General features: G+C 69.1%; 24 protein-coding genes. 9 read left to right on the forward strand and 15 right to left on the reverse strand.

Annotated features, from left to right (window positions below; translation table 11 throughout):
* Window positions 1-20: 20 nt before the first annotated feature.
* The 4 genes from CLV54_RS16070 to CLV54_RS16085 are packed head-to-tail and all read right to left on the reverse strand — an operon-like array spanning window position 21 to window position 3,677.
* Window positions 21-989 (reverse strand): isocitrate/isopropylmalate family dehydrogenase, encoded by a 969-nt coding sequence (locus tag CLV54_RS16070; RefSeq protein ID WP_157803034.1) that lies wholly within the window; start codon window positions 987-989, stop codon window positions 21-23.
* Window positions 986-1,822 (reverse strand): ABC transporter permease, encoded by an 837-nt coding sequence (locus tag CLV54_RS16075; protein ID WP_157803035.1) that lies wholly within the window; start codon window positions 1,820-1,822, stop codon window positions 986-988. The genes CLV54_RS16070 and CLV54_RS16075 overlap by 4 nt, the downstream gene beginning before the upstream one ends.
* Entirely contained in the window at window positions 1,819-2,712 is an 894-nt protein-coding gene (locus CLV54_RS16080) for an ABC transporter ATP-binding protein (RefSeq protein ID WP_100346019.1), read from the reverse strand. The genes CLV54_RS16075 and CLV54_RS16080 overlap by 4 nt, the downstream gene beginning before the upstream one ends.
* Window positions 2,709-3,677, reverse strand: a complete 969-nt coding sequence (locus CLV54_RS16085) for an ABC transporter substrate-binding protein (protein ID WP_100346020.1) — start codon at window positions 3,675-3,677, stop codon at window positions 2,709-2,711. The genes CLV54_RS16080 and CLV54_RS16085 overlap by 4 nt, the downstream gene beginning before the upstream one ends.
* Before the next feature lie 315 nt (window positions 3,678-3,992).
* On the opposite strand from CLV54_RS16085, the gene CLV54_RS16090 reads away from it, so the two are divergent.
* Together CLV54_RS16090 and CLV54_RS16095 are read left to right on the forward strand one after the other, a co-directional pair.
* The gene (locus CLV54_RS16090) at window positions 3,993-5,045 is read left to right on the forward strand and encodes a LacI family DNA-binding transcriptional regulator (protein WP_211294585.1); all 1,053 of its coding nucleotides are present in this window, start codon (window positions 3,993-3,995) and stop codon (window positions 5,043-5,045) included.
* A gap of 96 nt (window positions 5,046-5,141) precedes the next feature.
* Entirely contained in the window at window positions 5,142-5,981 is an 840-nt protein-coding gene (locus CLV54_RS16095; RefSeq protein WP_157803036.1) for a hypothetical protein, read from the forward strand.
* A 381-nt stretch (window positions 5,982-6,362) separates the two neighbouring features.
* On the opposite strand, the gene CLV54_RS16100 is transcribed toward CLV54_RS16095, so the two are convergent.
* Both CLV54_RS16100 and CLV54_RS16105 read right to left on the reverse strand, forming a co-directional pair.
* Window positions 6,363-7,250, reverse strand: a complete 888-nt coding sequence (locus CLV54_RS16100) for an alpha/beta fold hydrolase (protein ID WP_157803037.1) — start codon at window positions 7,248-7,250, stop codon at window positions 6,363-6,365.
* Window positions 7,251-7,303: 53 nt separating this feature from the next.
* On the reverse strand, window positions 7,304-8,569 hold the full coding sequence (locus CLV54_RS16105) for an MFS transporter (RefSeq protein ID WP_157803038.1): 1,266 nt from the start codon (window positions 8,567-8,569) through the stop codon (window positions 7,304-7,306).
* A gap of 197 nt (window positions 8,570-8,766) precedes the next feature.
* Here CLV54_RS16105 and CLV54_RS16110 point away from each other — a divergent pair, with 197 nt between their 5' ends.
* From CLV54_RS16110 to CLV54_RS16125, 4 genes are read left to right on the forward strand one after another with little or no spacing between them, the layout of a single operon-like run.
* A complete protein-coding gene (locus CLV54_RS16110) occupies window positions 8,767-9,819 on the forward strand; it encodes a zinc-dependent alcohol dehydrogenase (RefSeq protein WP_100346024.1) in 1,053 nt (350 codons plus the stop codon).
* Window positions 9,816-11,069, forward strand: coding sequence for a RuBisCO large subunit C-terminal-like domain-containing protein (locus CLV54_RS16115; protein ID WP_100346025.1), 1,254 nt, complete (start codon window positions 9,816-9,818; stop codon window positions 11,067-11,069). Before CLV54_RS16110 ends, CLV54_RS16115 begins: the two co-directional genes overlap by 4 nt.
* A complete protein-coding gene (locus CLV54_RS16120) occupies window positions 10,969-12,369 on the forward strand; it encodes a four-carbon acid sugar kinase family protein (RefSeq protein WP_100346026.1) in 1,401 nt (466 codons plus the stop codon). The genes CLV54_RS16115 and CLV54_RS16120 overlap by 101 nt, the downstream gene beginning before the upstream one ends.
* Before the next feature lie 42 nt (window positions 12,370-12,411).
* Window positions 12,412-13,221 (forward strand): DeoR/GlpR family DNA-binding transcription regulator, encoded by an 810-nt coding sequence (locus tag CLV54_RS16125; protein WP_100346027.1) that lies wholly within the window; start codon window positions 12,412-12,414, stop codon window positions 13,219-13,221.
* A gap of 401 nt (window positions 13,222-13,622) precedes the next feature.
* On the opposite strand, the gene CLV54_RS16130 is transcribed toward CLV54_RS16125, so the two are convergent.
* Together CLV54_RS16130 and CLV54_RS16135 are read right to left on the reverse strand one after the other, a co-directional pair.
* Entirely contained in the window at window positions 13,623-13,976 is a 354-nt protein-coding gene (locus CLV54_RS16130) for a type II toxin-antitoxin system RelE/ParE family toxin (protein ID WP_100346028.1), read from the reverse strand.
* Window positions 13,973-14,242: a hypothetical protein gene (locus tag CLV54_RS16135; protein ID WP_100346029.1), complete on the reverse strand. Its 270-nt coding sequence runs from the start codon at window positions 14,240-14,242 to the stop codon at window positions 13,973-13,975. Before CLV54_RS16135 ends, CLV54_RS16130 begins: the two co-directional genes overlap by 4 nt.
* A 92-nt stretch (window positions 14,243-14,334) precedes the next feature.
* Here CLV54_RS16135 and CLV54_RS16140 point away from each other — a divergent pair, with 92 nt between their 5' ends.
* The gene (locus CLV54_RS16140) at window positions 14,335-14,745 is read left to right on the forward strand and encodes a hypothetical protein (RefSeq protein WP_100346030.1); all 411 of its coding nucleotides are present in this window, start codon (window positions 14,335-14,337) and stop codon (window positions 14,743-14,745) included.
* Window positions 14,746-14,771: 26 nt separating this feature from the next.
* Here CLV54_RS16140 and CLV54_RS16145 read toward each other — a convergent pair whose 3' ends face one another.
* Window positions 14,772-15,509, reverse strand: coding sequence for an NADH(P)-binding protein (locus CLV54_RS16145; RefSeq protein WP_100346031.1), 738 nt, complete (start codon window positions 15,507-15,509; stop codon window positions 14,772-14,774).
* An 84-nt stretch (window positions 15,510-15,593) separates the two neighbouring features.
* Between CLV54_RS16145 and CLV54_RS16150 the strand changes: the two genes are divergently transcribed.
* On the forward strand, window positions 15,594-16,154 hold the full coding sequence (locus CLV54_RS16150; RefSeq protein WP_100346032.1) for a TetR/AcrR family transcriptional regulator: 561 nt from the start codon (window positions 15,594-15,596) through the stop codon (window positions 16,152-16,154).
* A gap of 15 nt (window positions 16,155-16,169) precedes the next feature.
* On the opposite strand, the gene CLV54_RS16155 is transcribed toward CLV54_RS16150, so the two are convergent.
* The 3 genes from CLV54_RS16155 to mobF form a co-directional block, all read right to left on the reverse strand.
* The gene (locus CLV54_RS16155; RefSeq protein ID WP_100346033.1) at window positions 16,170-17,288 is read right to left on the reverse strand and encodes an FAD-dependent monooxygenase; all 1,119 of its coding nucleotides are present in this window, start codon (window positions 17,286-17,288) and stop codon (window positions 16,170-16,172) included.
* A 12-nt stretch (window positions 17,289-17,300) separates the two neighbouring features.
* A complete protein-coding gene (locus CLV54_RS16160) occupies window positions 17,301-17,921 on the reverse strand; it encodes a hypothetical protein (RefSeq protein WP_100346034.1) in 621 nt (206 codons plus the stop codon).
* Window positions 17,922-17,992: 71 nt separating this feature from the next.
* Window positions 17,993-21,436, reverse strand: coding sequence for a MobF family relaxase (mobF, locus tag CLV54_RS16165; RefSeq protein WP_100346035.1), 3,444 nt, complete (start codon window positions 21,434-21,436; stop codon window positions 17,993-17,995).
* A gap of 199 nt (window positions 21,437-21,635) precedes the next feature.
* On the opposite strand from mobF, the gene CLV54_RS16170 reads away from it, so the two are divergent.
* On the forward strand, window positions 21,636-22,019 hold the full coding sequence (locus CLV54_RS16170) for a hypothetical protein (protein WP_157803039.1): 384 nt from the start codon (window positions 21,636-21,638) through the stop codon (window positions 22,017-22,019).
* Between the two features lie 71 nt (window positions 22,020-22,090).
* Here CLV54_RS16170 and secA2 read toward each other — a convergent pair whose 3' ends face one another.
* From secA2 to CLV54_RS16185, 3 genes are all read right to left on the reverse strand, one after another.
* Window positions 22,091-24,415, reverse strand: coding sequence for an accessory Sec system translocase SecA2 (gene secA2, locus CLV54_RS16175; RefSeq protein ID WP_100346037.1), 2,325 nt, complete (start codon window positions 24,413-24,415; stop codon window positions 22,091-22,093).
* Window positions 24,412-24,939: an ArsR/SmtB family transcription factor gene (locus CLV54_RS16180; protein WP_157803040.1), complete on the reverse strand. Its 528-nt coding sequence runs from the start codon at window positions 24,937-24,939 to the stop codon at window positions 24,412-24,414. Before CLV54_RS16180 ends, secA2 begins: the two co-directional genes overlap by 4 nt.
* A gap of 65 nt (window positions 24,940-25,004) precedes the next feature.
* Entirely contained in the window at window positions 25,005-25,715 is a 711-nt protein-coding gene (locus tag CLV54_RS16185) for a hypothetical protein (RefSeq protein ID WP_100346039.1), read from the reverse strand.
* Window positions 25,716-25,815 lie beyond the last annotated feature (100 nt).

Raw genomic sequence — 25,815 nt, forward strand, 5'->3', positions numbered from 1 at the left:
TGTGTGGGCGCTCGGCACGGCTATGCGCCGGCGCCGCTGCCGGCGGTGCTCGGGATGGACGCCGTGTGCAGCTCCGTGCCGCGCTCGACGAGCCCGAGATCGACGAGGGCCGCGCCGAAGGCGCCGATGAGCCCGAGATGGCGTCGGGCGAGATGCTCCGCGGCGCTCGAGTGGGTGTCGTGCATGGGCTCGAACAGAGACGGGCCGCTGCGGCCGAGTGGGCGTTCCACCGACACCGCGTAGTCGCCCGCCCGTGCCCGGGCCGAGACGACGTCGGCGAGGATGTCGCCGAAGACGTTGTCGGTGGCGATGACGCCGTACGACCTCGGGTCGGAGACGATCCGCCCGCAGCAGGTGTCGATGCTCTCCACGCGCCACGCGACATCCGGGAAGTCCCGTGCGACGCGCTCGGCCGTGCGGATCCAGATGCCGCCCGAGACGGTGAGCACCCTGACCTTGTGCGCGACGACGAGGGATTGACCGCGGAGACGCGCCTGCTCGAAGCCGTAGCGGAGGCAGCGCTCCACGGCGGAGGCGCTCGTCACGACCGCCTGCACGGCGATCTCGTCCGCCGTGCCGTCGTGCACCAGGTCGCCGGGGCTGAAGTAGGCGCCCTCGGAGTTCTCCCGCACGACGGCGATGTCGATCCCGGCCTCCTCGCCGACCCCGGTGAAGGTGCGGAGGTTGACCGAGAGGCCGAGCGCCCTGCGCAGGGCGAAGACGATCCCGTGCTCCAGCACGCCGGGCGCGATGTCGCCGTCGGCCGGACCGGGGCCCGGAGGAGCGGCGATCACGATCGCGTCGGAGGAGCGGAGCGCCTCGAGCGCCTCGGCGGGGAGCGCCTGCCCGGTGCGCCGATAGGTCTCGACGCCGAGCTCGACGGTGCGGAGCTCGACCACGTCGGCGAGCGATGCGAGCAGCCCGCCGATCTCGTCGAGCGCGGCGCGCCCCTCGTGCGAGCCGGGGACGACCGCGATGACCGGGGTCACCGGGCCGCGCTCCGCCAGTGCAGGTACCGGCGCTCGATGACGATCACGATCAGGTACATCACGAGGGCGAGCAGGGCCAGGAGCACGAGGGCCGTGACCGCGCCGGTGATGTCGATGACGCTGAGCGCGTTGCTGATGTACCAGCCGAGGCCTTCGCTCGCGCCGACCAGCTCGCCGATGACCGCACCCGTGAGGGCGAAGCCGATGGCGACCTTGAGAGCTGCGAAGAGCCACGGCGCGAGCGAGGGGATCAGCACGTCTTTCGTCAGCTCCCACCGGCTCGCGCGCATGCTGCGCATCGCGTCGACGAGGTCCTTGTCGACGCTCTCGACGCCTTCGCGCACATTGAAGAGCACGCCGACGAAGACGAGGGATGCCGCGAGGATCATCTTCGAGAAGAGGCCGATGCCGAACCACACGACCAGGAACGGGCCGAGCGCGACGCGCGGCAGGCCGTTGATACCGATGACATAGGGGTCGAAGATCGTGCCGGCTATCGCGAACTTGCCCATCAGCACGCCGAGCACGACGCCCACGACCATGCCGATCACGAGTCCGCCGAGCATGGCCCAGACGGTCGCGAAGAGGTTGTGCCAGAGGTCGCCGGTCGCGACCATGTCGATGAATCGCTCGACGACGAGGGTCGGGCGGCTGAACATCCGCTGGCCGCCGGCGAGTCCGCCGAGCTCCCAGGCGAGCAGCAGCGCCACGAAGAGCAGTGCGGCGACCCAGCGGCCGATGATCGTCGTGCGGGAGAGCTTCCGTCCGCGTCGGGATCGCTTGGTGCTCGCGACATCCGTTGCGGGGAGTGGTGGTGTCACTGTGGCAGTCATTCGCCGTCTCCTGAGGTGGCGCCCTGGCTGTACCCGAGGGAGTCCCATACCCGCTGCTGCAGATCTTTGAAGAGCGGGTGGAACCGGGTGTCGTGGTAGTCGCGGGGACGCGGGATGGTCACATTGATGGTCTCGATGACACGGCCGGGGCCCTTCGAGAGCACGATCACCCGGTCGGCCATCGCGACGGCCTCCTCGATGTCGTGCGTGACGAAGAGCACCGTCTGCCCGAGGTCCTCCAGCATGCGGAGGAAGAAGTTGCCGACGCGGATCCTCGTCTGCGCGTCGAGGGCGCTGAACGGCTCGTCCATGAGGAACGCCGAGGGCTCGTAGGCGACGGCGCGAGCGAGGGCGACACGCTTGCGCATGCCTCCCGAGAGCTGCGCCGGGTACTTGTGGGTCGACTCGCCGAGGCCGAACTGCTCGAGCAGCTCGATCGCCTTCTCCTGCAGCTTCGCCTTCGACAGCCTTCCCTTGCTGACCTGGCGGAACGACATCTTGATCGCGATCTCGACGTTCTCGGCGGCCGTCTTCCACGGCAGCAGCGCGTCGGACTGGAAGACGAAGCCGAGGCGGGCCTGTGTCTCGCCGCCGAAGGAGACCGAGCCGCTCGAGGTGGGGAGCAGGCCGGCGACGGCCTTGAGCAGCGTGGACTTGCCGCAGCCGCTGGGGCCCACGATGGCGACGAACTCGCCCGGCGCGGCCTCGAGGCTCACGTCGTCCACGGCGAGCACGGGCTGCTCGTCGCCCTGGGACTGGTATTTGACGCTGACCCCGGAGACGACGAGCGCGCCGCCTCGGGAGGCGTCGGCCGGGTCGCCCCGCCGCGTCGCGGTCTGCGACGCGGCGGGGGTTCCCGCGGAGCGATGGGTGGCGTTCGTCACACTCATGACGTCGGCGCGCCCTTCGTGATCTCCTCGTAGCTGGGGAAGGTCGCCTCTTCGAAGCCGCTGCTGGAGTTCAGGAGCATGTCCTTGCTCGCGTCGTAGCTGGCCTGGGTGAACTCGGTCTCCGACCACTCCTTCTCGAGATAGAAGTCGAGGATCTGGTGCAGCACGTCGTCGGAGAGGCCGGTGCCGTAGTACTTCTTCGCGGCGGCGAAGGCGTAGTCGGGATCCGACTCCATCTTCTCGACGGCTGCCGTGTAGGCCTTCATGTACGAGGAGAACTTGGAGCCGTCCTTCTCGATGTCGTTGTTGCGCGCGTAGAAGACGTTCTGCCCGTTGGGGAAGTCGCGGAAGTCGAAGACCACCTTGACCGAGCCGTCGCCGAGCCCCTGCTCGAGCGCGGGGGAGAAGAGGATGCCGGCGTCGACGCTCCCGTTGCGGATGCCCTCGAGGATCGTCGGAACGGAGCCGAGGGCGACGAACTCGGTGTCCTCGGGGTTCATGCCGAACTTCGTGCTCATCGCCCAGCGGGTGACGAGCTCGCTCGACGACTTCGGACCCGTGATGCCGACCTTCTTGCCGACGAGGTCGTCCATCGAGTCGATGTCCGAGTCAGCGGGGGCGACCATCACGTAGAGCATCGTGAACTGGTTGGACCCGATGATCGAGATGCCTCCGGGGATCGAGTCCTGCATCTGGATCCGGAGGGGGATGTCCGCCGCGGTCACGGCGATGTCGCCCGTGCCGCCCTGGAACTGCTGGCCGGCCGCTCCGCCGCCCTGCACCTGGGTGAGGTCGATGTTGAGCCCGAACTGCTCGTCGAAGTCGTCCATCGCCACGTGGATGGGCAGGTCGAAGAACCCGGGTGAGGACTCCAGGACGGTGACGGTCTGGAGGCCGCCGTCGGTGGATCCGCCTCCACCTCCGTCGCCGGGGCTCGAGCAGGCGGCGAGTCCGCCGACAGCCAATACGAGCGACGTCGATGCGGCTGCGAGCCGCGTCCTCCGTCGCGTGAACGCTCCACCATGAACTTTCACTTGTTGCTCCTTTGCGCCAAGGCCCGACTGGGCGGGGTCGTTGTCGTGTGCGTCGCCGCCCGAATGGGCAGGATCACCGTGTGGTGCTAGGCAAGCGCTTTTCTAAGCTAGGCAAGCGCTTGCGTAGTGTTAGAGTAGGGAGCTATTCCGGCCGTGTCAACTAACAATCCGACATCGAGTGGACGAGCCCGGCTAACATGCGACGAGGCCGCGGCTCTCCCGCGGCGGGGGAAGGAGCAGGCAGATATGACCGACCGCATGGTGGGTCGGGCGGCTCGGCCCATCCGCGTCCGTGCGCAGCTCGACGACGTCGCGCGCCTCGCCGGGGTCTCGAGCCCGACCGCGTCGAAGATCCTCAACAACGTTCCCACGCTCTCGGTGAAACAGGAGACCAGGGAGCGTGTCCTGGAGGCCGCGAAGACCCTCGGCTACGAGCCGCACGCCACCGCCCGGGCGCTCGCCGGTGCCCGGTCGCTCGCGATCGCCTTCCTCGTGCCCGAGCTCTCCAACTCGATCTACGCCCTCATGATCCGTGGCGCCTTCGAGCGTGCGCGCGAGCTCGGCTACACCGTCCTCATCGCCGAGGACTCCGAGGGCCAGGTGGCCGACGAGCGGTTCAACCGCCTCGTCGCGGCCGGCCACGTCGACGGCCTGCTCATCGCCTCGGCGCGCAAAGGCCATCCGTTCATCGAGACGCTCGAACGCAACGCCGTGCCGCACGTGTTCGTCAACCGTGTCGTGCCCGGCTCGCACCGCGACGTGTACATGCAGGTCGGCGAGTCCGGGCGCCTGGCCGCGCGCCGGTTCGCGGCCGCGGGTCACCGCTTCCTCGGCCACATCTCGGGCCCGCTCGACGTCGAGACCAGCCGGGCCCGCTCCGAGGGCTTCCTCGAGACGGCGGCCGAGCTGGGCCTGCCGCGGCCCGTCGTCGTGAACATGCCCGCCTTCGACGAGCGGGCCGGCTCCGACGGCCTCGCCGTGCTGCTCGAGCGCGAGCCGCGCATCACGGCGGTCTTCTCCACCTCGATCAACCAGGTCGTCGGCGCCCTGCATCGAGCGGATGCCGCGGGGCTCGACGTCCCGGGAGACCTCTCGCTGCTCGCCTACGACGACCTGCCGCTCGCCGACTTCCTCATCCCGCCGGTCAGCACGATCGCGATGCCGCTCATCGAGCTCGGCCGTGAGGCCGTCGACGCGCTCCTCGAGCAGATCGAGGGCGGAGAGCCCCGAGACCGCATCGTGCCGGTGCTCCCGCGCATCGTGGAGCGGCAGTCGATCGCGCAGCACGCGGGGAGCTGATGGGTGATTCCGGGATGAGCGTCTGAGATAGACGTGCCGCACCGTCATCCGGCGCGCTATGATTCCCGCAGCGTCAGCGACCGGCAGGAGTGAGCCTTGAGCGATCCGCAGCAATCCCCGCAGCCAGAACAGCCCGCGACTCCCGCGGTATCGGGCACTCCGCCGACGACGGCCCCGACTGAAGCGTTCCCGACGTCCCCTGCGGGCGTCGCCACGGGTGATGCGCCCACCGTCGTGCTGCCGACCAACGGCGGCCCGGGCGGCCCGGGCGGCCCGGGTGGCCCGGGTGACGGCTCGGGTGGTCCGGGCGACGGCCGTGGCGGGGGAGCAGGGGGCGGTAGCCGACGTCCGCTCGTGATCATCGGAATCCTGCTCGTCGCGCTGCTCGCCGTGATCGTCGTTGTGCTCGTGCTTCTGCTTCTGAAGCCGCAGGAGACCTCCGGCGCCGCGTCGTCCAGCTCCCCGTCGGCGACGAGCACGAGTACTCCCACACCGAGTCCGACCCCGAGCGCCACCTCGACGCCGACCACCGCCCCCTCGGAGCCGGCGACCCAGGCGCCGCCTGCGCCTGCGCCCGCACCGCCGCCCCCGCCGCTCGCGGCGCCCCAGCTCGTCGGCGTCACGTGGGCCGACGGAACCGACTACGTCATCTGCGAGAGCTTCGACGCAGCCCTGACCATCACCAAAGACGTCACCTGGAGCTCGACCCCCGGCGAGAACGAGGTCGAGGTCTGGGTCGCTCAGAGCGACACGGCGTATCCGGGCGAGGGTGGCGACTTCAGCCGGGTCTCGGCCGGCCTGTCGGCGAGCGGCCAGATCGGCGTCCCCATCGACTGCGGCTCATCCGGCTACAGCTCGTATTTCACGGTGCGCGTCGTCGCGTCGAACAGCAGCGGCAGCACCGAGGAGTACATCAACGGCAACACTGCGAGCTGATCGCCCTGTTGCCCTGAACCCGCCTGCGTCCGGGTGGTCCCGGCGGGTGCCCGGCCCGGTACGACTCCCGGTCTCCCTCGGGGTGCGATACGTTCTCGTGGCCGAGAAGGAGCCCATCGTCATGCGGTATCGCCGGGAGAGCTCGGCGAACGCCGCGATGATCTCGTCCGGCTGCGAATGGATGCGCGAGGACCAGTCGAGCACCCCGCGGAGTGAGTCATCTGGCGCATTGAGAGCGCCGCCGCTGCGCTGGCCAACGCTGCGAGCATCACGCCGTCCGATGCCCATGCCATTCGTGCAGTCGCACCGAGGTCGCCCATCTGGGTCGGGATCGAGATCGGGGTGAGCAGCGTCGAGGGCTGCCACAGCCGTCGGCGCTGATCAGCTCGCGACGGGGGCGTCCAGCCGGTGGGCGAAGGCGCGGATGCGGTCGGCGAGGAAGGCCGGCTGCTCCTCGGGAATCCAATGTCCCGAGTCAGGCACGCTGCCGCCCGCCACGTCGCCGGCGAACTGACGGAGCGACTGCACCACCTCGTCCGCCCGACCCCACGATTCGGCACCGCCATAGCCGAGCACCGGCATCCGCAGGGGACCCGCTGCCCGCACCCGCTCCGCGGCGAGCTCGTCCTGCGGAATCGCCCGGTACATCTCGAAGCCCGCGTGGGAGCGGCGAGGGTCGGCGAACGCCTCCATGTACACACCGAATGCGGTCTCGTCGATCGCCTCGGGGTGCCGGGCGAACTCGGTGTAGAACCAGCCGTAGAACTCGCGCTCGCGACCGGGGACAAGGAGGTCTGAAAGCGCCGAGCGGTTGAACGCGTGATGCCAGCGCTTGCCGCCTTGGTTCATCGACATCCCGACCCCGGGTGGCTGCGGCACGGTCGTGTCGAGCACGACGAGACCGGATGCCCGCTCTTGGAGCGCAGCCGCGACGAAGAACGCGATCGTGCCGCCCCAGTCGTGGCCGACGATGAGGGGACGATCGAGCTCGATCCGCTCGATCATCTCGACGATGTCACCGGCGACGGTCACCTTGTCGTACCCGCTGTCGGGGATGGACGACCCGCCCATGCCGCGGGTGTCCGGCATCACCAGGTCGAACTCGTCGCCGAGGAGCGGCACCATCTTCCGCCAGGCATACGACGTCTCGGGCCAGCCGTGGATCAGCACGATCGGACGACCGGACGGATCCCCGGCTCGCGCGACGTGCAGGGTCACGTCAGAGAGCTCGAGATCGAGATGACGGATGGACTCGGGAGAGTCGGACACGGTGTGGCTCCTCGGTTCTGTCACGGGGGGAGGGGGGTAGGGGTAGGGATGGATCAGCTCGCTGCGAGGCGGCGGTTGTTCGTCTCCCGTGCGATGAGAACGCAGATCAGCGAGATGACGCACAGGCCGATGAGGTAGATCGAGATCGGCACCGAGCTGTTGAACGAGGTCAGCAGCGCGGATGCGATGAGCGGCGCGAAGGCGGCACCCAGGATACCGGCCAGGTTGTACGACAGAGCCGATCCGGTGTAGCGCACCGTGGTCGAGAACTGCTCGCTCGAGAACGAGGCGATCGGGCCGAACATCGTCGAGTAGAAGACCATCATGGGCACGAAGCCGAGGATCATGAACCCGAGCTGGGCTGTGTTGAACAGGGCGAAGAACGGGAAGGCCCACACCGCGGTGCCGATGAGGCCAACAATGATCACGGGCTTGCGACCGACCCGGTCGGACAGCTGCGACGCGATCGGGATGACGATGATGTTCGCGCACACCGCGATGATGACCGTCAGGAGGACGGTGTCGTAGTTGACGCCGATCGACACACCGTAGCTCAGTGCGAACGTGAGCACCAGGTAGTTGCTGGCGAACTGCGCGATGTTGGCGCCGACGGTGAGGACGACCTGGCGCCACTGGGTGCGGAACAGCTCCACGACGGGGATGCGCTCGCGGCGCACCTCGTGCCGCTTCACGGCCTCCATGAACAGGGGCGACTCTGTGAGCCGCGACCGCGCGATGAGGCCGACGATGATGAGCACAATGCTGAACAAGAACGGGATGCGCCAGCCCCACGCCACGAACTGGTCAGTTCCGAGCCAGTCGGTGAGACCGATGAACAGACCGCTCGACGCGATGAATCCGAACACCGGGCCGACGTTGTTGAGACCAGCGTAGAAGCCGCGCCGGTTCTCGGGCGCGTGCTCCATGAGCATCAGCACGGCTCCGCTGTACTCGCCGCCAAATCCGAAGCCTTGCACGAAGCGGAGGACCACGAGGATGAGCGGGGCGGTGAAGCCGATCGCCGCGTACGTCGGCAAGCACCCGATGAGGAACGTCGAGCCCCCCATCAGCAGGAGCGTGAGCCATAGCACGCGCTTCCGTCCGACACGGTCGCCGAAGTGCCCGAAGAATAGGGCGCCGATCGGTCGGGCGATGAACGACAGTGCGAACGTCGACAGCGCGAGCAACGTGCCGACCGCGGGATTGCCGTTCGGGAAGAACAGGGGCCCGAAGACCAGCGCGGCGGCAGTTCCGTATAGATACAGGTCATACGCTTCGAGGGCGGTGCCCACAACGCTCGCCCAGACGACTCGCCGCATCTCCCGGGCAGTGGAACTCTGATCGGATGCGGCTCCTTCGACTTCCTTCGACATGCTCAACGGATCTCCTTCGATCTACAGGTGCTATGTTCGTGCAAACATACACACAAACATACGGGCTTCGTCAAGTCCATAATTAATGGGGATTTTCGGTCCCCATCATCGCTAGACTATGTTTGAACGCACAAGGAGGATCGATGCGCGCCATCGTCAAACAACGCCCTGCGCCGGGTGCCGACTTCGTCGCCGATCATCCGGATGCCCCTCTTCCGGAGGAATGGGTCCGGATCGCCGTCGGAGCGACATCGGTCTGCGGCACCGACAGGGAACTGTGGGAGTACAGCGATTCCGCACGGGCCTTCCCGGTGCGCTTCCCGGTGGTGCTCGGACACGAGACGGCCGGCACGGTCGTCGAGGTCGGATCGGCGGTGCGCACCCTCGCGGTCGGCGACCGCGTCGCAATCGAGACCCACATCGCCGACTTCTCCTGTCCTGAGTGCCGTGCGGGAGACCCGCACCTGTGCCGCAACATGGGCCTGTTCGGCGTCAACGTCGACGGCGCGTTCGCCGAGCGCACCATGGTGCCGGCGAGCACCTGTGTGCGACTGCCGGAGTCGGTCTCCTTCGAGGCCGGCGCGATGCTCGAGTCGGCGGGTGTCGGGATGCACGCCGTGCAGCGTGCGGGCGCGCCGTTTCCGGGAGCGAACGTCCTGATCTCCGGCGGCGGCCCGATCGGCCTCGTGATCGCCGAACTCAGCCTCATCGGGGGCGCGGCGAAGGTCGTGGTCATCGAGCCGAACCCGTATCGTCGCGCGCTCATCGAGCAGCGCGGAGCGATCGCCGTGGCACCCGGGCCCGAGGTGATCGAGATCGCACGGCTCACCGGTGAGCGCAGCGGATTCGACATCGGATACGAGGTCTCCGGAGTGAACGGCACGCTGTCGGTGCTGCTCGAGGCCTCGCGTCTGGTGGGCACGGTCGTCACGATCGGGCATCCCGGTCAGCCGACGCCGATCGACGTCGCGCAGCACATCAACAAGCGCGGCATCACGCTTCGCGGCGTGTTCGGCCGGCTCATCTGGCAGACCTGGGAGCTGCTGATCCCGCTGGTCGCATCCGGGCGCCTCGATCTCGATCGACTCGTCACCCACCGTCTGCCGCTCGAGCGCGTCGCAGATGCCATCGACCTCCTCAGCCAGGATGCAGGCAAGGTCGTCATCATCCCTGATCTGGAGGTCCACACCGCATGACCGAGTACTTCTCCGCCCACTACCGCCTGGCCAGCTATCAGCCGCTCGAGAAAGCCGCCGCCGTCCTCGCTGGCGAGCAGTCGTCGGGCACATTCACTCCGGTCGCGCTGGAGACGGATGCGCTCATCGCCCGGCACGGCGCGACGGTCATCGGTGTCGAGACGACCGACGAGCCGCTCGCGGCCCTGCCCGGCTCGTGGAATCCGGCCGGCGCCGAGTCGCTCAACGTGGGGATCGTCGAGATCGGCTTCCCGATCGAGAACGTGGGCACCTCCATCGAGGAGCTGTACACCACGGTCGCGGGCAACCTCTTCGAGCTCCGCGACCTCGCCGCGGTCAAGCTCCTCGACGTCGAGATCCCGCCGCAGATCCTGTCCGCTTATCGGGGCCCTCGGGTCGGCATGGTCGGCACCCGCGTGATCGTCAACCGTCTCGAGGGACCGTTGATCGGAACGATCATCAAGCCCTCGATCGGCATCAAGTTCGACGCGCTCGCGGGCCTCGTGACCGATCTCGCCGAAGCGGGCATCGACTTCATCAAGGACGACGAGATAAACGGCAACGCGCTCGACCTGCCGTTCGTCGAGCGCGCCGAGACCGTTCTCACCACGCTCGACCGGGTCGCCCAGGCCACCGGGAACCGCCCGATGTACGCCCTGAACATCACGGGCGATCTCGACGACATGCTCCGCCGTGCCGAGCTGGTCGAGAAGGCGGGCGGATCCTCGATCATGGTCGTGCTCCCGGCCGTCGGATTCGCGGCACTCGAGTACATCCGTCGTCGGACCCCGCTAGCCATCCACACGCATCGCGCCGGGTTCCAGAGTATCTCCCGGACTCCCGAGCTGGGCGTCGACTACGCGGTCTACCAGAAGTTCGCGCGACTCGCGGGTGCCGACCAGCTCCACGTGGGCGGGATCGACTCGAAGTTCTTCGAGTCCAACGAATCGGTCGTGCATAGCGCCCGCGCTCTGCGGACGCCGCTCGGTGACACACGCCTTCCCGCCACGGTGGTATCGTCCGGACAGTCGGCGGCGACCGCTCAGGCCGCGTACGACGCGCTCGAGACGACCGATCTTCTCATCATGGCCGGGGGCGGCATCAGCGGGCACCCGGACGGCGCGAAGGCGGGGGTGGAGAGCATGCGCGATGCGTGGCAGGCGATCGAGGACGGCGTGCCCGTCGAGGCGGCCGCCCGCGACAGTGTCGCCCTCGCCCGCGCCCTCGAGAAGTTCGGCGGCCGTGGCTGATCGCCGCCCGATCGCCTTCTTCGGAGACGACTTCACCGGTTCGACCGATGTCGTGTTGCAGCTCGAGCAGCGTGGACTACGTACGACGCTGTTCCTGATGACGCCGACCCTCGAGCAGCTCCGAGAGGCCGTCTCGCAAGTGGATGCTGTCGGCATCGCGGGGACGACGCGCGCAATGCACCGCACCGAGATCGGCAGGGAGGTCGATGCCGCGTTCGAGATGTTCGCGGAGCTCGACCCGGCAATTGTGCAGTACAAGATCTGCTCGACCGCAGACTCGTCGCCGGACATCGGCTCGATCCGGCCCGCGCTCGAGGCCGGGCGCCGACTGTTCGGCCCGCGGCCTGTGCCGATCATGTGCGCGCAGCCCTCGATCGGCCGCTTCACCGTGTTCGGAAACCTCTTCGTCGACGACGGCCGCACGGTGACCCGTCTCGACCGGGTGCCTGCGATGGCGAACCATCCGAGCACGCCGATGCACGAGGCCGATCTCCGCCGTCACTTCGCCGCGCAGATCGAGAGGAATGTCGAGGGGCTCGGCCTTCTCGACATCCGCGGCGGCCTGGCCGATGAGATCGTCGCAGGGTTGCACGACACGGCATGCGTCGCGTACGTGGTCGACTCGCTCGATCAGGGCGACGTCGGCGTCGTCGGACGGGCCATCCTCGATCACGTCGAGGACGGGGGCACACTGTTCGGCATCGGGTCGGGCGGTCTCACCGCCGCTCTCGCCGACGCACTCACCGACGGCAGCACCGCGCCGCCGATCCCGCTGTCCATCGCAGGCGAGGACCGCATCGTGGTGGTCTCCGGCTCCGCGTCGCCGCGGTCGGCCGAGCAGGTGGATGCCGCTGCCGAGTCTGGATGGGCCACCCTCCATCTCGATCCATCTCTGATCGGAGGCCCCGAGGAGGGGCGGATCGTCGACGAGGCGCTCGCTGCGCTCCGCAGCGGTTCCTCCGTCGTGGTGTACACCGCGCACACCGACATTCCGCGGTCGGCCGTTCCGGTCGATGCGGAGGTGGTCGGGCGCGCCCTGGGCCGGATCGTCGCCCGGGCGCGGATTGAGGCGGGCGTCGAGCGCGCGCTGGTCGCGGGTGGCGACACCTCCGGATACGCGGTGCGCGAGATCGGCGCCGAGCGGTTCACGCCGGTGGCGGTGGTCGACGACTCTGTGCTGCTCGGCCGGCTCGATGGCGGGGATGCCCAGCTCCATGGGCTCGAGATCGCGTTGAAGGGCGGCCAGATGGGCCGCGTGGATCTGTACGATCGAGTTCGACGGGGAAACGGCGCCGTGTGAGGAGGCCGGAGACCGAACGATGATGTGCGAGGAGGTTCTGTGATGTCAGCATCCGAGGCGCGTGCCGATCGGAATGCGCCCGACGACGGACGCGTCGATGAGCGCGGTCGACGCCAGTCGCTCATCATCCGCCGTCTGGATGACAACGGGCGCGTGAGCGTGCCAGAGCTCGCGCGCGAGCTGGACGTCACCGAGATGACCATCCGCCGTGACCTCGGAGAGCTCCACCGCGCCGGCCGCGCCGTGCGCATCCATGGCGGTGCCGTCTCACCGAGGTCGGAGGTCGAGCGCCGTGCCGCCGAGAACAGTCCGGAGAAGCTCGCCATCGCCGCGCGTGCCGCGAGCCTGATCCCGAACGGTGCGACCGTCGCGATCGATCTCGGATCGACCTGCGAAGCGGTCGCGCGCATCCTTTCGCACCGCGATGATCTGACAGTCGTGACCAACGCGCTGCCGATCGCCACGCAGTTCCGGCAGTCGCGCAGCACCCTTGTGCTCTTGGGCGGCATCCTGAACTCCGATCTCAACCTGGTCAACACCGGTGCGTTCGGGCCTGACTTCGACATGCCGCTCGACTACGTCGTGCTGGGATGCGCGGGCGTGTCGCCGACGACCGGGATGATGCACTTCGACGCGGCAGAACTCGCCGTCCGCCGGCGCTTCGTCGACTGCGCCACCCACCGCATCCTCGTCGCCGACCACACCAAGTTCCGGTCCCGCGCTCCGTTCGCGCTCGGCAGCATCAACCTGCTCGATGTTCTGGTCACCGACTCGGGGGCGCCGGAGGCCGAGCTCGCCGAGTTCACCGGACTGGTCGACGTCGACATCGCGCCTCCATTGTCCGCGTCCTGACGCGGCCAGGCCGCAGTCTCTCGGGATCCTGTCGAACGTCCGGCGCCCGCGGTCTGCGGGCGGCGCGTACTAGCGTGGAAGGACTCCTACCAGGAGAGACCCCATCCACGTCGCGGGGCTCGGATCACCGAGCTCGCCGGACAACTGGCGGCAGAGGCGCGCAAGCTCGGGGAACCCTGGTCGCGCTGAAGCTCGGAGGACGACTCCACGAGCGGAACCAAGAGAACCCCTGACCGCTGCCAGGGGCTCTTGGTCGTGGGCGATACCGGACTCGAACCGATGACCTCTTCCGTGTGAAGGCGCCCGGGTCGCGGGTTCCCCTGATTCTCCGGGGCCTCCGGATGGCTCACAGACCCCTGAATCCGTCCTCGGGGTGATTTTGGGGTGAGCGATTCGGCGCGTCAGGGGATGTGCTGCTCGGGCAGGTTCATCGCCTCGTGGAGCAGCCGGGCGACCTGGATCACGCCCTCGACCTGACGGTAGACCACGAAGTGACGAGGGTTGGCGATCCTCCGTACGTCCTGGCTGACGTCATCCCGGCTCGACGCCAGATGCAGGGTGCGGATTCCGCGCCCGAGATCGGCGCGATCGAGCGAGCCGGCGCGATTCGGGTCGTCCAGGATGCTGAGGATAGCCACGTCGATGAGTGCTTCGTATCCGTCGCGGACCGCCGCACCGAACTGCGTCACCGACCATTCCAGGATGTCGTCGATGTCCGCCTCGGCTTCCGGGGCGAGGTCGAGCCCGAACGTCACGCGGTCTTGGCGTCGGCGCGCTCGGTCGCCAGCCGTCCGCGCTCTCGCAGGTAGCCCCGCAGACCGCCAACCGGGATGCGGATGCCCTTGCCAGCGTCGAGGCTGGCGATACCGGCGTCAACGGCTGCTCGGAGTGCCGTGAGCCGGGCCTCATCCGAGACATCCGCGGTGCCGAGCGTGGAGAGCAGTTCCTGCGCGACCTCTGCCCGCTCCGCGCGCGGGAGCGCCTTGGCGGCGTCGAGCACTTCTGCGGCGGTCGGGGTCATGCGTCGATTCTACGGCGGCGACTGCCGTTCTCCCAGAGCAACCACCGAAAGTCCCGACCACGCGGCGTTCATCGCCCTCCTAGTCTGTGAGTATGACCGGTTCGACTGCTGATCGCCTCCGTCTGGCGATCCTGGTCATCTGGATCGCGGGCTTCCTCATCGGCACGGCCAGCCATGTCCTCGACCTAATCGCGGGCGGAGCTGACACCTACGGAGAGTTCCCGACCGCGCTGCGCGTGTTCTGGCTCTCGCTCACCGCCCTCGATCCGCTGACGGTGGTGCTCCTCCTGTTTCGGAAGCGAGCGGGCATCGTCCTGGGTCTCGTCGTCATCCTTGCCGATATCGCAGTGAACTGGACTGTCTTCTTCACCATCGGCGGCAATCCTCTGTTCGGCGTCGTGAACCAAACCGTGTTCGCCGTCGTCCTCCTCGCGACCGCCCCCGCGCTGTGGCGGTGGTTCCGCTCCGCTCAGGAGCAAAGGCGTCGGCCGCCACAGGCGTAGGCCGCGTCCGCGCGGGCGACGCCCGCTCAGGCGCTTCGGGCGTTCAGCCACTCGGTATAGCGGGGGCCGGCCACTTCGATTCCCGGTGCGGGCAGGAGGGTCCCGTCGCGGAAGGCTCGCCCGTAGCGGCTGGGGATGCGCAGCGGGATCGGGGTGACGCGCTTGTCGGAGAGCTGCGTGGTCATGTCCCACAGCGTCGTGGCCTCGGGGCCGGCGACCTCGTGCAGCGCGCCGGTGCGGACGCCGGTCGCGGCGTCGGCGATCACATCGGCGACGGCGTCGAGTGCGACGGGCTGGATCGTCATGGCGGGCACGAGAGCGATCGGGCCGATCTTCATCCGGTCGATGTTTTGCCCGGCGAACTCGAACCATTGCGTCGAGCGCACGATCGTCAGGTTCGGGCTCTCCTGCCGTGCGACGCGCTCCTGCGCGGTCTTGCCGGCGAGGTAGCCGTAGCCCTGCACTTGCGGCAGATCGCCGTTCACGATCGAGAGCAGGATGTGGCGCGCACCGGAGGCGCGGGCGGCTGCGGCGACGGCGCGGGTCGAGCGGGTGAAGAACTCCGTCGCCGCTCTGCGGCTGATCGTGAACCGGCCGGTGGCCTCCACGATCACTTCGGCTTCAGCCAGGCGCGCGGGCGCGTCGTCGCGGAGCACGTCGAACCCGGTGGTTCGGGAGAACAGCTCGGGCTTCGCGCCGTGCTCGGTGAGCGCCCGGTGGATCGCTGTGCCGGATGCTCCGCCGCCCACGACCGCTACCCGCATCCCGCTCTCCTTCACCGCTCCTCGCAAACCTCTACGATCATAGAGTATCTAAGATCGTAGAGGGCAAGCCAACGGGAGGGCAACGTGGCACGACGGGATCAGATCGCCGACGCGGGCGTGCGACTGATCGCGCGCGGCGGCGTCCACGCCCTGACCCACCTCGCCGTCGATGCGGAGGCCAGCCTGCCTCGCGGCTCCACGTCCTACTACGCGCGCACCCGCCGCGACCTGATCGCTCTCGTCACTGTCCGGCTCTCCGAGGGGTCCCAGGCTGACCTCGACGGCGTGAGCGTCCCGGTCGTACTCACCCGAGCCGAGGCTGTCCGGGTGGCCGTGGGCATCCTCAACCACATGGCCCGGCGCGAGGACGCGCAGGCGGCACGCTTCGCCCTGATGTTCGAGCTGCGCGGCGACGACGAACTGCGTGGCGCGCTCACCGCGCACGCCCCGGTGCGGACACCGCTGACCGCCGAGGCCGAGAGGTTGCTGCGGGCGATCGGCATTGCCGACCCCGCCGCGCACGCCCCGGACCTCGTGGGTCTGATTGACGCGCTCCTGATGTACCGCACGGCCAGGGCAGCACCGATCGACGATGCCCGCGTGCTGGGCGCCTACCTCGACGGACTTCCCGCGAGCGCGCCCTGAGCCCGGCGCTGCCTCCTACGGTTCGGTCCACCGCTGGATGCTCTGCGTCGCGCGTCCCATGAACGCCGACGGCGTGGCTCGCAGGAGCGCGTCGCGGATGCCCGCGCCGATCGGATGGGAGGCTTGCGCGGCCTTCCCCATGAGGCGTGACTGCCGCCAGATCACCCGAGTCCTCTTCCGGCGCAGCTCGTCGTACCGGGACAGCGCCGCATCGAGCTCGCCGCTTCGCAGCAGGAGGGTCAGGGTGGCGGCGTCCTCGATGGCCTGTCCCGCTCCCTGCCCGAGGTTCGGGGTCATGCCGTGGGCGGCGTCGCCGAGCAGCACCGTTCGGCCCTTGACGAACGTGGCGGGGATGCGGGCGAGGTCGTAGATATCGTGACGGAGAACCGCGGTGGCGGTTGTCGCGTCGATGCACGCCAGGATCGGCGGGTGCCAGTTCCCGAACCGCTCCCGCACCGTCTCGCGCTCATCGTCGGCGTGCTGGCCTGCTGCGGTGGATTCGGTGGCGAACCAGTAGACCCGCTCATCTGGCAGCGGCACGATGCCGAAGATGCGCCCGCGCCCCCACGTCTCGCCAGCCTCACCGTGCACGTTGACGCCCGATACGGTGACGCCGCGCCAGGCGGTGTACCCGGCGTAGCGCACGCCGCGATCCAGCCCGAGCAGAGCGCGGGCATCGCTACGGAGCCCATCGGCCGCGATCACCAGATCGAACCCCTCCTCGGCGCCGTCCACGCGCACGACGGGCTGGCCGTCCGCCGCGACGGTGGCGCCCTGTCCGAGCTGGAGACTTCCGGCGGGCAGGGCCCCCACGAGAGCCCGGTGCAGCTCGGCGCGGTGCAGGCTGCGCAGCGTTGGGACCATCGCGGACGGCATTGACACGAGCCAGTCACCGGACGGTGTGCGCTGTCCCGCCCGCATTCGGGCGATCGCGTCGCTGCTGACCTCCCGCACTATGTCGCCCAGGCCGATCGCGTCGAGCGCGCCGAAGGCGTTGCCGAACAGGGTCAGCCCGGCCCCGACCGCGCCGGGCTCGACGCGGCGCTCGTAGACGACGACCTCATGCCCCTCACCGCCCAGCCCGGCCGCGATGGTCAGCCCGCCGGTCCCAGCACCGATCACCGCGACACGCACAACGCCACCGTCCTACGCGAACAAGAAGTAGAACGACAGGTGCAGGGCGAGGATCAGGTGCAGCGACTTGAGCCACACCCGGAGGGAGGCCAGGGCGAAGCCGAGGGCGAGGATCGCCAGGCTCGGGAGCCCGTTGGTCGGGGCGAAGCGGTCGGGGATGAACAGCGCGTGGCCGAGCCAGAAGACGACCGCGCTGGCGACGATCACGCCCCAGGCCGGCAGACGCTCACTGAGGTAGCTCTGCAGGAGCCCGAAGGTGAGGTAGTCCTGCCAGAACACCGAGACGGTCATCCAGACCATGTAGAGGAACACGGGCAGGATCAGCTCGTAGTGGAACGGCAGCGCGATCGCCAGGACAAACGGGAGGGCGTAGAGCCAGATCGACCAGGACCGGGCGAACAGAACACGGTTGTACCGCCGGTGCGTCAGCACGAGCACGACGGCGAGCACCGCCGCGAGTACCGTCTCGATCAGCACGGAGGCCGCCAGATCGTCCGTGAACAGATGCCCGACACCGTTGCTCAGCAGGCCCGGCGTCAGATACCACAGACCGAACCAGACGACCACGGCGGCGATGACCACCCACCAGGGGCGCGACTGCGCGCGAACAGTGGTCGCGGGGGCCTGGGTCATTGATCCATCGTGGCACAGGGCCATCGACGCCAGCCGACCGAGGAGAGCCGCTGAGTGGGTGCGTCATCGGACTACATCCCGAGCCCGCCGCGCTCCGGCCCCGTGCGGTCGTGGCCGGGCGAGGGTGGGAACTGTTCGAGCTGAGCGGCGCGCGCCTCTCGTGCGGCGCGGGCGCGCTCGGCGGCCTCTCGCTCGGCTTCCGCGCGGGCGGTGAGTTCGCGGACGTACTGCGCGGCCTCGGTGACGGGCAGGGCCTCGATGCGTGCGAGGTCGTGACGGTCGCGTTCGGCCTGCTTCCTGAGCTTCGCGGCGTGGGCGATGACACGGCTCGGAGTGGAGCCTCCGAGGGCGCGCTGACTCATGGCGATCGACTCGTGCAGATGCCGCTCGACCATGCGACCCTGCTCGCGGTGGGTCTGCTGTGCCTCGTTCCGCGTCTCGGTCACGTGCGGGTCGGCGTCGGCCTGCTTCCCGGCGACCGTCTCAGCCCACGACTCCACGCCACCCGCGCCGGGCGGCAGTCCGCCCCAGCGTCGCCGCACGGCATCCTCCGTCGCGCGGTGCTCTCCCGCGGCCTCCGCTGCTGCACGGCTGGCGGCGCGCTTCCGCAGCCGCCCGGCACTGGCGCGGGTAGCCTGCGCCTCCCACATCCGATCCCGGCCAGCGAGGTAGGCGAGGCCGTCTGCGGCGGCCTGCTCGATCAGCGGTGCCGCGACCCCGGCGCGCACCACGGCGGCGCGGGCGTCCGCAGCAGCGACGACCTCCTCTTGGTTGTCGGCCTCAGCGCGGTGCGCCTGACGCTGCCGGTCGAGCGCCGTCAAGACCCGCTCCCACTTCTCTGCCTGGCGCTCGGCGCGCTCGATCTGCTCGGTCAGGCGGGCGCGCTCGGCGTTCACCAGGCGCACCGGCCCGTCGACCGCGAGCCCGGCGACGGCCTCGCGCGCGGCCTGGGTCGCGGCGACAAGTCCCCGGTCGGCGCGGTCCCGCTCGAGCGCGCCGACGAACTGCTCCCGTGCGTCGTCCACATCCCCGGCGACGACGTGCAGCCGATTCGTCTGCTGGCCGCGGGTCATGCCGACGTAGACACCCGAAGCATCCAGCGCATCGGAGAGGATCGTGTGCGAGGCGGGCACGGTCGCGCCCTGCACCCCGTAGGCGGTCGAGGCGTAAGCGAGGTGGCTGTGCTCGGCGACGTACTCCGCAGGCAGGCGCACGGTGCGCTGCCGCCTTCGGCCGGTGGCGTTCTCCTTTGCCCACACCGTCCCGTCCTGCCCGACGGCCTGGACGGTCCAGGTCTGCCGGTTCGCCACCTGCACATCGGAGTCGTTCTGCCGGGTCTGGATCACGTCGCCCCGGCCGATGCTCAGACCATCGCTCCCGGTGGTCGTCCGCGCATCGTCGACCAGGCCGGCGCGCACCCGCTCGTCGCGGATGCGCTCGTTCAGCTCGCGCGCCTCGTCGTTGGTCGCGGTCGTGATCGCGTCGCCGTCGCGGGCGTCGCGGGCGATCGCCTCCTGCACCGTCGCGGAGTCCTCGTGCAGCACCACGAGTCCGAGGGCGTGCAGCCGGTCGAACAGCAGCGCGGGATGCTCACCGCGGCGCAGCTGCACGGTGAGGTCCGCGTACTCGGGGTCGGCGAAGCGATGCACGGTCGTCATGTCGTAGACGCGGCCGGCGAGCTGCGCGGCCATGTCGAGCACCCCGCCCCTGCCGACGGCGGGGAGCTGCGCCCGGTCGCCCACGAGGGCGAGGGTCGCGCCGTGCTCGTCCGCGACGGTCAGCAGCGCGAGGGCGGTGTCCTGGTCGAGCATCCCCGCCTCATCGACCACGATCCGCTCACCACGGGTCAGCCGTGCGGCGTCCGAGGGGCCGGTGTAGGTCGCGCCCGTCTCCGGATCGGTGTCACCGACTGCCAGGCGGGTCCATACGCCGTCTTGATTCCATCGCCAGCCGTGTTCGTGGACGAGCTTCGCCGCGCTGTCGGTCGGCACGCCGAGTTCCTGGGCGGCCACGTCCGCGGCCTTCTTCGTCGGAGTCACGACCCGCGTGCGCCGGCCCTGGCCGGTGGCCGCTTCGATGGCTGCGCCGAGCATGGTGGTCTTGCCCGCGCCGGCTGCGCCCTCCACGACCACGAGCGGGTCAGTCCCGGCGACCGCGGCGGCGGCCGGCGCCTGCTCGGGGTCCAGGTCGGCTGCGCGCGCCAGGCGCGTCACGTCGGGCACCCGGCGCGCACCACCCGTTGCACGGGCGGTCAGCCGGTCGCGCAGGTTCGTCTCGACCGCGACGACGTGCAACGTCGTGAGGTGCGCGACGTGCTCGGGCTGCACGCTGTCGGGCGGCAGTACCGACAGGCAATCCTCGATCGCCAGCCGGGTCGTGATCGCGACGAGGTCGCGCAGCGCCTCGGGGGTTGCGCGCGCGCCGGCCTCGGTGATGATGCGGGTGACGTGCTCCTGAACGTCATGCGCCGTCCACGTCGATGCAGCGGCCGCGCAACGGTCCAGCGCGCGCGATGCGACCTGTTGCACGCTCAGGTCGTCCAGCGCCACCGGCGCGCGCCGGCGCACCCTCGGGAGGTCCGGCGTGTAGCCGGCCGCGTCGAGCTCGGCGCGCCAGGCGGCCTCGTCCTTGAGGGTGGCCGGCTTCTTGGCCGGCCGCTCGTGATCCCACGCCATCGCCTCCAACCGGCCGCGCACGACCGGGCCGGGCTCCTGCCCCGGATGCGTCGCGTCCCATTCGGCGCGGAAGCGGGCGAGGTTGCGCTGCACCTGCGCCGACCGCTTCGACATGACCGCGTTGTAGGGCTCCAGCTCTGCAACCTCTCCGGTCATGGGATCGAGCGTCAGCCCGTGCGCGTCGAGCACTTGGGCGAGGTGCGGGTGCGCGGCGATGACGGCGGTGCCGAGGGCGCGGATCGCGCCCTGCTGTCGGAACAGCGCCCCGGTGTCGAGCCCACGCCACTTCCCAGCCGCCCACACGCGGGCGCCGATCTGGAAGTGGATATGCCGGTGCGGATCACCCGCCCGCGAAGTGTGATGCACGATGGAGACGGTTTCGAGCTGCTGGACCGGCACCACCTCCTGACGCCCGCGCGGGCCGATCCGGGTCACGCTGTGCTCGCCGAGCCAGCGCCGGATCTCGGCCACCGCATCCTGCTGCGCCACATCCAGCGCCGCCGACACCTCCGGGTGCAGCGCGGCCGCGATCGACAGCGACTTCGGCGCGTTCACCACCATCTCCAGGAACCTCGGACTGCCCCGCCTGCCCTCGCCCGCCTGCCGGGGCTTACCCATCGACTCGCCGGTGAGCGGGTTGATCCAGTCCACCCAGGCCGAATACTCCTCCGGGTTCAGCGCACCTTCCCCAATCACAGCCCCTGTGCCATCGACCACGGCGAACTCCGCGATCGCGGTACCGCCCTCCAGGTAGTAGTCGTCAGCGCGAGAGCGATCGGACTCCAGATAGCGCAGCGCGGCCGCGCCGGTGCCCCGGAACGGGATCACGCCACCCTTCATGACCGCCTCACTCTCATCTACGATACTTGCAACTACCTACGGTAGCATCCGTGCATTCCTGTTGGACTGGAGAATCCTGTGAGGTTCAGAGAGCGGGACGGTCGGAGGATCAGGCCGTAGGGTCGAGAGGGAGCGACGGGTACGGATGATTGTGGGCGAGGTGAGGATGACGGGGAGACAGCGGGCAGGGCTCCTGGCCGTGGCCGGACTCGTGACGGTGATGGGTGTGACGGGATGCGTCCCGTTCGCGTGCCCGGCGATCGGCTGGACGAACGCCTTGACCGTGCAGCTCGACGGCGACACCACAGCCGTCGATCAGGTGCAGCTCTGCACCGAGGCTGGCTGCGCGCCCGTTGGGGATGAGAATGTCACGGGACCGCTCGGGCTGGTCACCGTCGAAGCGCAGAACGGCAATGCCTGGACGTTTTCCGTCGACGGCCTGCCGGACACGTTCACGGTGCGCATGCTGACCGCGGACGGCGCCGTGCTCTCCGATACTGAGGTGACACCGGAGTGGGATCGCGTTGGCGGCAGTGAGCAATGCGGCGGTCCCAGCGAGGCCACGGTCACCGTGCGGAGTTGAGCGGCTGACCGCCCCGCCATGCCGGCCCCGCGGAGAGCGCGCTGAGTCCTCGGCACATCACTGATGGCGGCTTACTCGAGTTTGAGGATGTCTGACCGAATAAGTTTGACGACTCTGCCCATGAAGCGGCTGCCGGCGCCACCGAATGGATTGTCGGTCGCCATGTAGGTCCAGGTCGCGGACGGGCGGCGAAGCCCGAGGTCTTCGGGATCGCGGCCGATGTCGTCGGGGCTGAGGGCCGCGATGAGTTCGGCGGTGTCGCGGTAGACGGTGTCGAAGAAGCCGTGGAACTCGCGCAGGGCGATGCGGTGGAACTCCTCGGTCGGCTTCTGCCCAGCGAGCGCGCGCAGGTGGATGCCGTCGCGGACTTCCTGGAGGAGCGCAAGATGCACTATCCACTGCTCATCGAGGTAGTGCAGTGCGACCGCCCGGATAGTGACTGCGACGGCGGCCTGTCCGCGCGCGTTCTCCAGGGAAGCGAGCTTCGCCGGTATCAGCTCGCGCAGTCGTTCGACCGCGAGTTGTCCGTTGATGATCTGCTGGCGGTGGTCGAGGACGGTTTCGCGTTGCGCGGCGATCGCACGGCTGTAGGTCCAGGTGAGGCGGTGTTGCAGGGTGCGGGCTCGCTCGGCGGCGGCTTGGCAGGCGTCGACCATCCGGCGTCGTTCGGTCTGCGGGAGGGATTCGTCCTGGCGGGCGATCTTGGCATGCATCCTCGGTGTCAGGTGTATCTGGAGGAGGTCGTCTTCGACGCTGACGAAGGTGTGGCTGGTTCCGGGGTCGCCCTGCCTGCCTGCTCGTCCGCGGAGTTGAGCGTCCAGACGGCGGGAGGGGTAGCGAGCGGTCGCGATGACGGCCAGGCCTCCGGCGGCGACCACGCGGTCCCGCTCGTGTTCGCCTGATCCTCCGAGGCAGATGTCGGTACCGCGGCCGGACATCTGGGTCGAGATGGTCACGGCCGCGTACTCGCCGGCGCGGGCGACGATTGCTGCTTCTTCGGCGTCGTTCTTCGCGTTCAGCACGCGAGCCTCGATCCCGACCTCGCGCAGCCGCACAGCGAGTTCTTCGGACTCGGCCACGCTCTGCGTCCCCACAAGGACGGGCTGTCCCGCGCGGTGTCGCGCTTCGACCTCGTGCAGGATCGCCCGGTTCTTCTCGGGTTCGGTCAGGAGCACGGTGTCGGGTTCATCGACACGCCTGTTCGGTTCGTGGCGCTCCACACGGCCGGTGGGCAGTTCGTAGAACTCGATGAGTTCTTCCGCGACGGCGACCACGGTTCCGCTCATGCCGGAGCGAAGCTGGTAGCGCAGCAGTAGGTCTTGGATCGTGATCGTGTCGAGGATCACACCAGGGGCCGAGACCTGGAGGTGCTCTTTCGCTTCGAGGGCCGCATGCAATCCGTCCGGCCAGCGTTGCAGATGCGCGATGCGGCCGCGAGTGGTGTTGACGAGCTTGATCGTCCCGTCGCTGACGAGATAGTCCACGTCCCTGTGCAGCAGCACGCGCGCGTGCAACGCGAGATTGATGCGCGTGAGCGTGGCGATGTGCTCCGCGTCGTAGAGGTTGATCCCGCCGAGGCGCGCCTCGATCCGGTCCAGCCCCTCGTCGGTGAGCGTCACGGTCGCCTGATCCTGATCGACGGCGAAGTCATCCTCGGGTATCAGCTGTTCCACCAGCGCGGTCGCTTCGCCGAACTCGTCCGCCTGGTCGTCGGAGGTGCCCGCGAGCACGAGGGGGACCATCGCCTCGTCGATCATTACGGCGTCCGCTTCGTCCACGATCGCGACGTCGAAAACGGGATCGACCCGCTCGGCGGGTGTGACCGCGAACCGGTCACGCAGCACGTCGAAGCCGATCTCGCTCACGGGAGCGTAGACGACATCGCACGCGTAAGCTCGACGCCGCTCGTCCGCGGGGGTGTGCTGTCCGACCGAGGCCACGCTCACGCCGAGCGAGGCGAAGAACGCGCCCATCCACGTCGCGTCGCGCTCCGCGAGATAGTCGTTGACCGACAGCACATGCACTCGCCGGCCCGCCGCCGCGTGAGCGGCGGCGGCCAGCGCTCCCACCAGCGTCTTGCCCTCGCCCGTGTCCATCTCCACGCCGTGCCCCGACAGCAGTGCACAGCACGCGAGCAGTTGCTCATCGAACGCCCGCAACCCGACCGTGCGCGCAGCCGCCTCCCGGAGGAGGGCCAACTGTCGCGCCGTCGCCGGGCGCTTAGTAGGCCTGCCGCCCTCTGATCGAAGCTGATCGCCGAGCACGTCGGCATCGAGCGCCCGTACCTCGTCGGCCAGGAGACCCGCAGCGCGCACCACGGACTCATAGCGCCGGAACGACGCGGCACCGGGCAGCCCGAGCGTCCTCGACGCCCAGGTTGGAATCGGGATGCTCATCCCGGTGTTCCCGCCGCGACCAGGATCGCCAACAGCGGAACGATCCGAGCGGCAGGAACCTCGTAGACCCCGCGCTTGCCCGATGTCAGCCAGCCCGCCGCGGTGAGTTCCTTCAGGTGGTGATACACCTGACCGCTCGTGCCGGTCTCCAACTTCTCCACCAATGCCGCGACCGTCACGGTGCGGTGCAGCACGGCATGCAGAATCTGCAACCTCACCGGATGACCCAGTGCGGTAAGCGCCCCCGCCTGCTCAGCCCAATCCTGCTCGAACACATCGGACGCGGCCCGCCCGTGCTGCCACTGCACCGTCCCGCCGGCAGGCAGATCAACGACACCCGTGTAGAGCACCGCGCCGCCCTCCGGTGCGCGAGCACGCAAGCCCTCCAACGCCCACAGCGCCTCCTCCGGAGACAGGCCCGGACGCGCGGCAGACGGGGCGAGTGCCCCGGCACCGCTCGTCAAAGTCGCAACAGCCTGCTCAACCGCAGACAATCGAGCCTCGAAATCCCCAGCCGCATCCACACGCACGATTCTACGTTAGAACGTAAGTATAGAGGCGAGCCAAAATCGGGCCCGTAGCGGGCCCTCTATCCGGCGCGGCCCTGGCGTCCGGGCGGAAGGAGTCCGCGGGCGCGGGCGCGCGTGACCCAGCCCTGCGCGGTCGACAACGCGACACCGCTCATGTCCGCCATCGTCGCGGAGGGGTTCGGATCACCCTTGCCTGCGAGCCTTCCGTGCTGGAGGGCGACCAGCTCGTAGAAGTCCGGGGTCTGCTTCGGGTCGCCCAGCGGCTTGAGTAGATCGCGCTCGGATACCTTGCGGCCGGAGGGCAGGACGATCTTGCCGCCGGCAATCGTCTCGGTTCGCGTCATGGCGAACAGCCGCTTGTTGATCGCCGCCTCGATCCTCGCCGTCGGCAACTCGCGCAGGAGCTGACTGGTGATCGGGTCGCCCGGGCGCCACGGCAAGTAGATGACACCGGTGATCCGCACCTCCTCCGGGACGGCGAACATCTGCCGCTGGAGCCGGATCAGCACGCGAGTGGCCGTGGCGGTGTGCTCGATGTAGCGCCAGCGCCCGTCGATCGTCTCGTTCGCCTCCGACTCGAGTTGCGCCTGCCGGTCAGCGTCCGTTACTGCCTGGTCGTTGTAGCCCAGGATCGCGTCGATCTGCTCGCTGGCGTCGTCGTCCCGCTCGCCGGGGAATCGGGACGCGAGGTGCCACCCGTCGGGCAGGTCGGCCTGGACGATCAGGCCGTCATAGGACTGATCGCCGGGGCGTCGCGGGGATGCGGGCATGAGGCGAGTCTAGCGAACCTGGGAGTTATCTCATGTACTTGCGGTTATCTTTGTCTTCTGGTTTACTCTCAAATATCTGCGAGTCTCTTAGCAAGCGAGG

The organism is Compostimonas suwonensis (assembly GCF_002797855.1).
GTDB lineage: Bacteria > Actinomycetota > Actinomycetes > Actinomycetales > Microbacteriaceae > Compostimonas > Compostimonas suwonensis.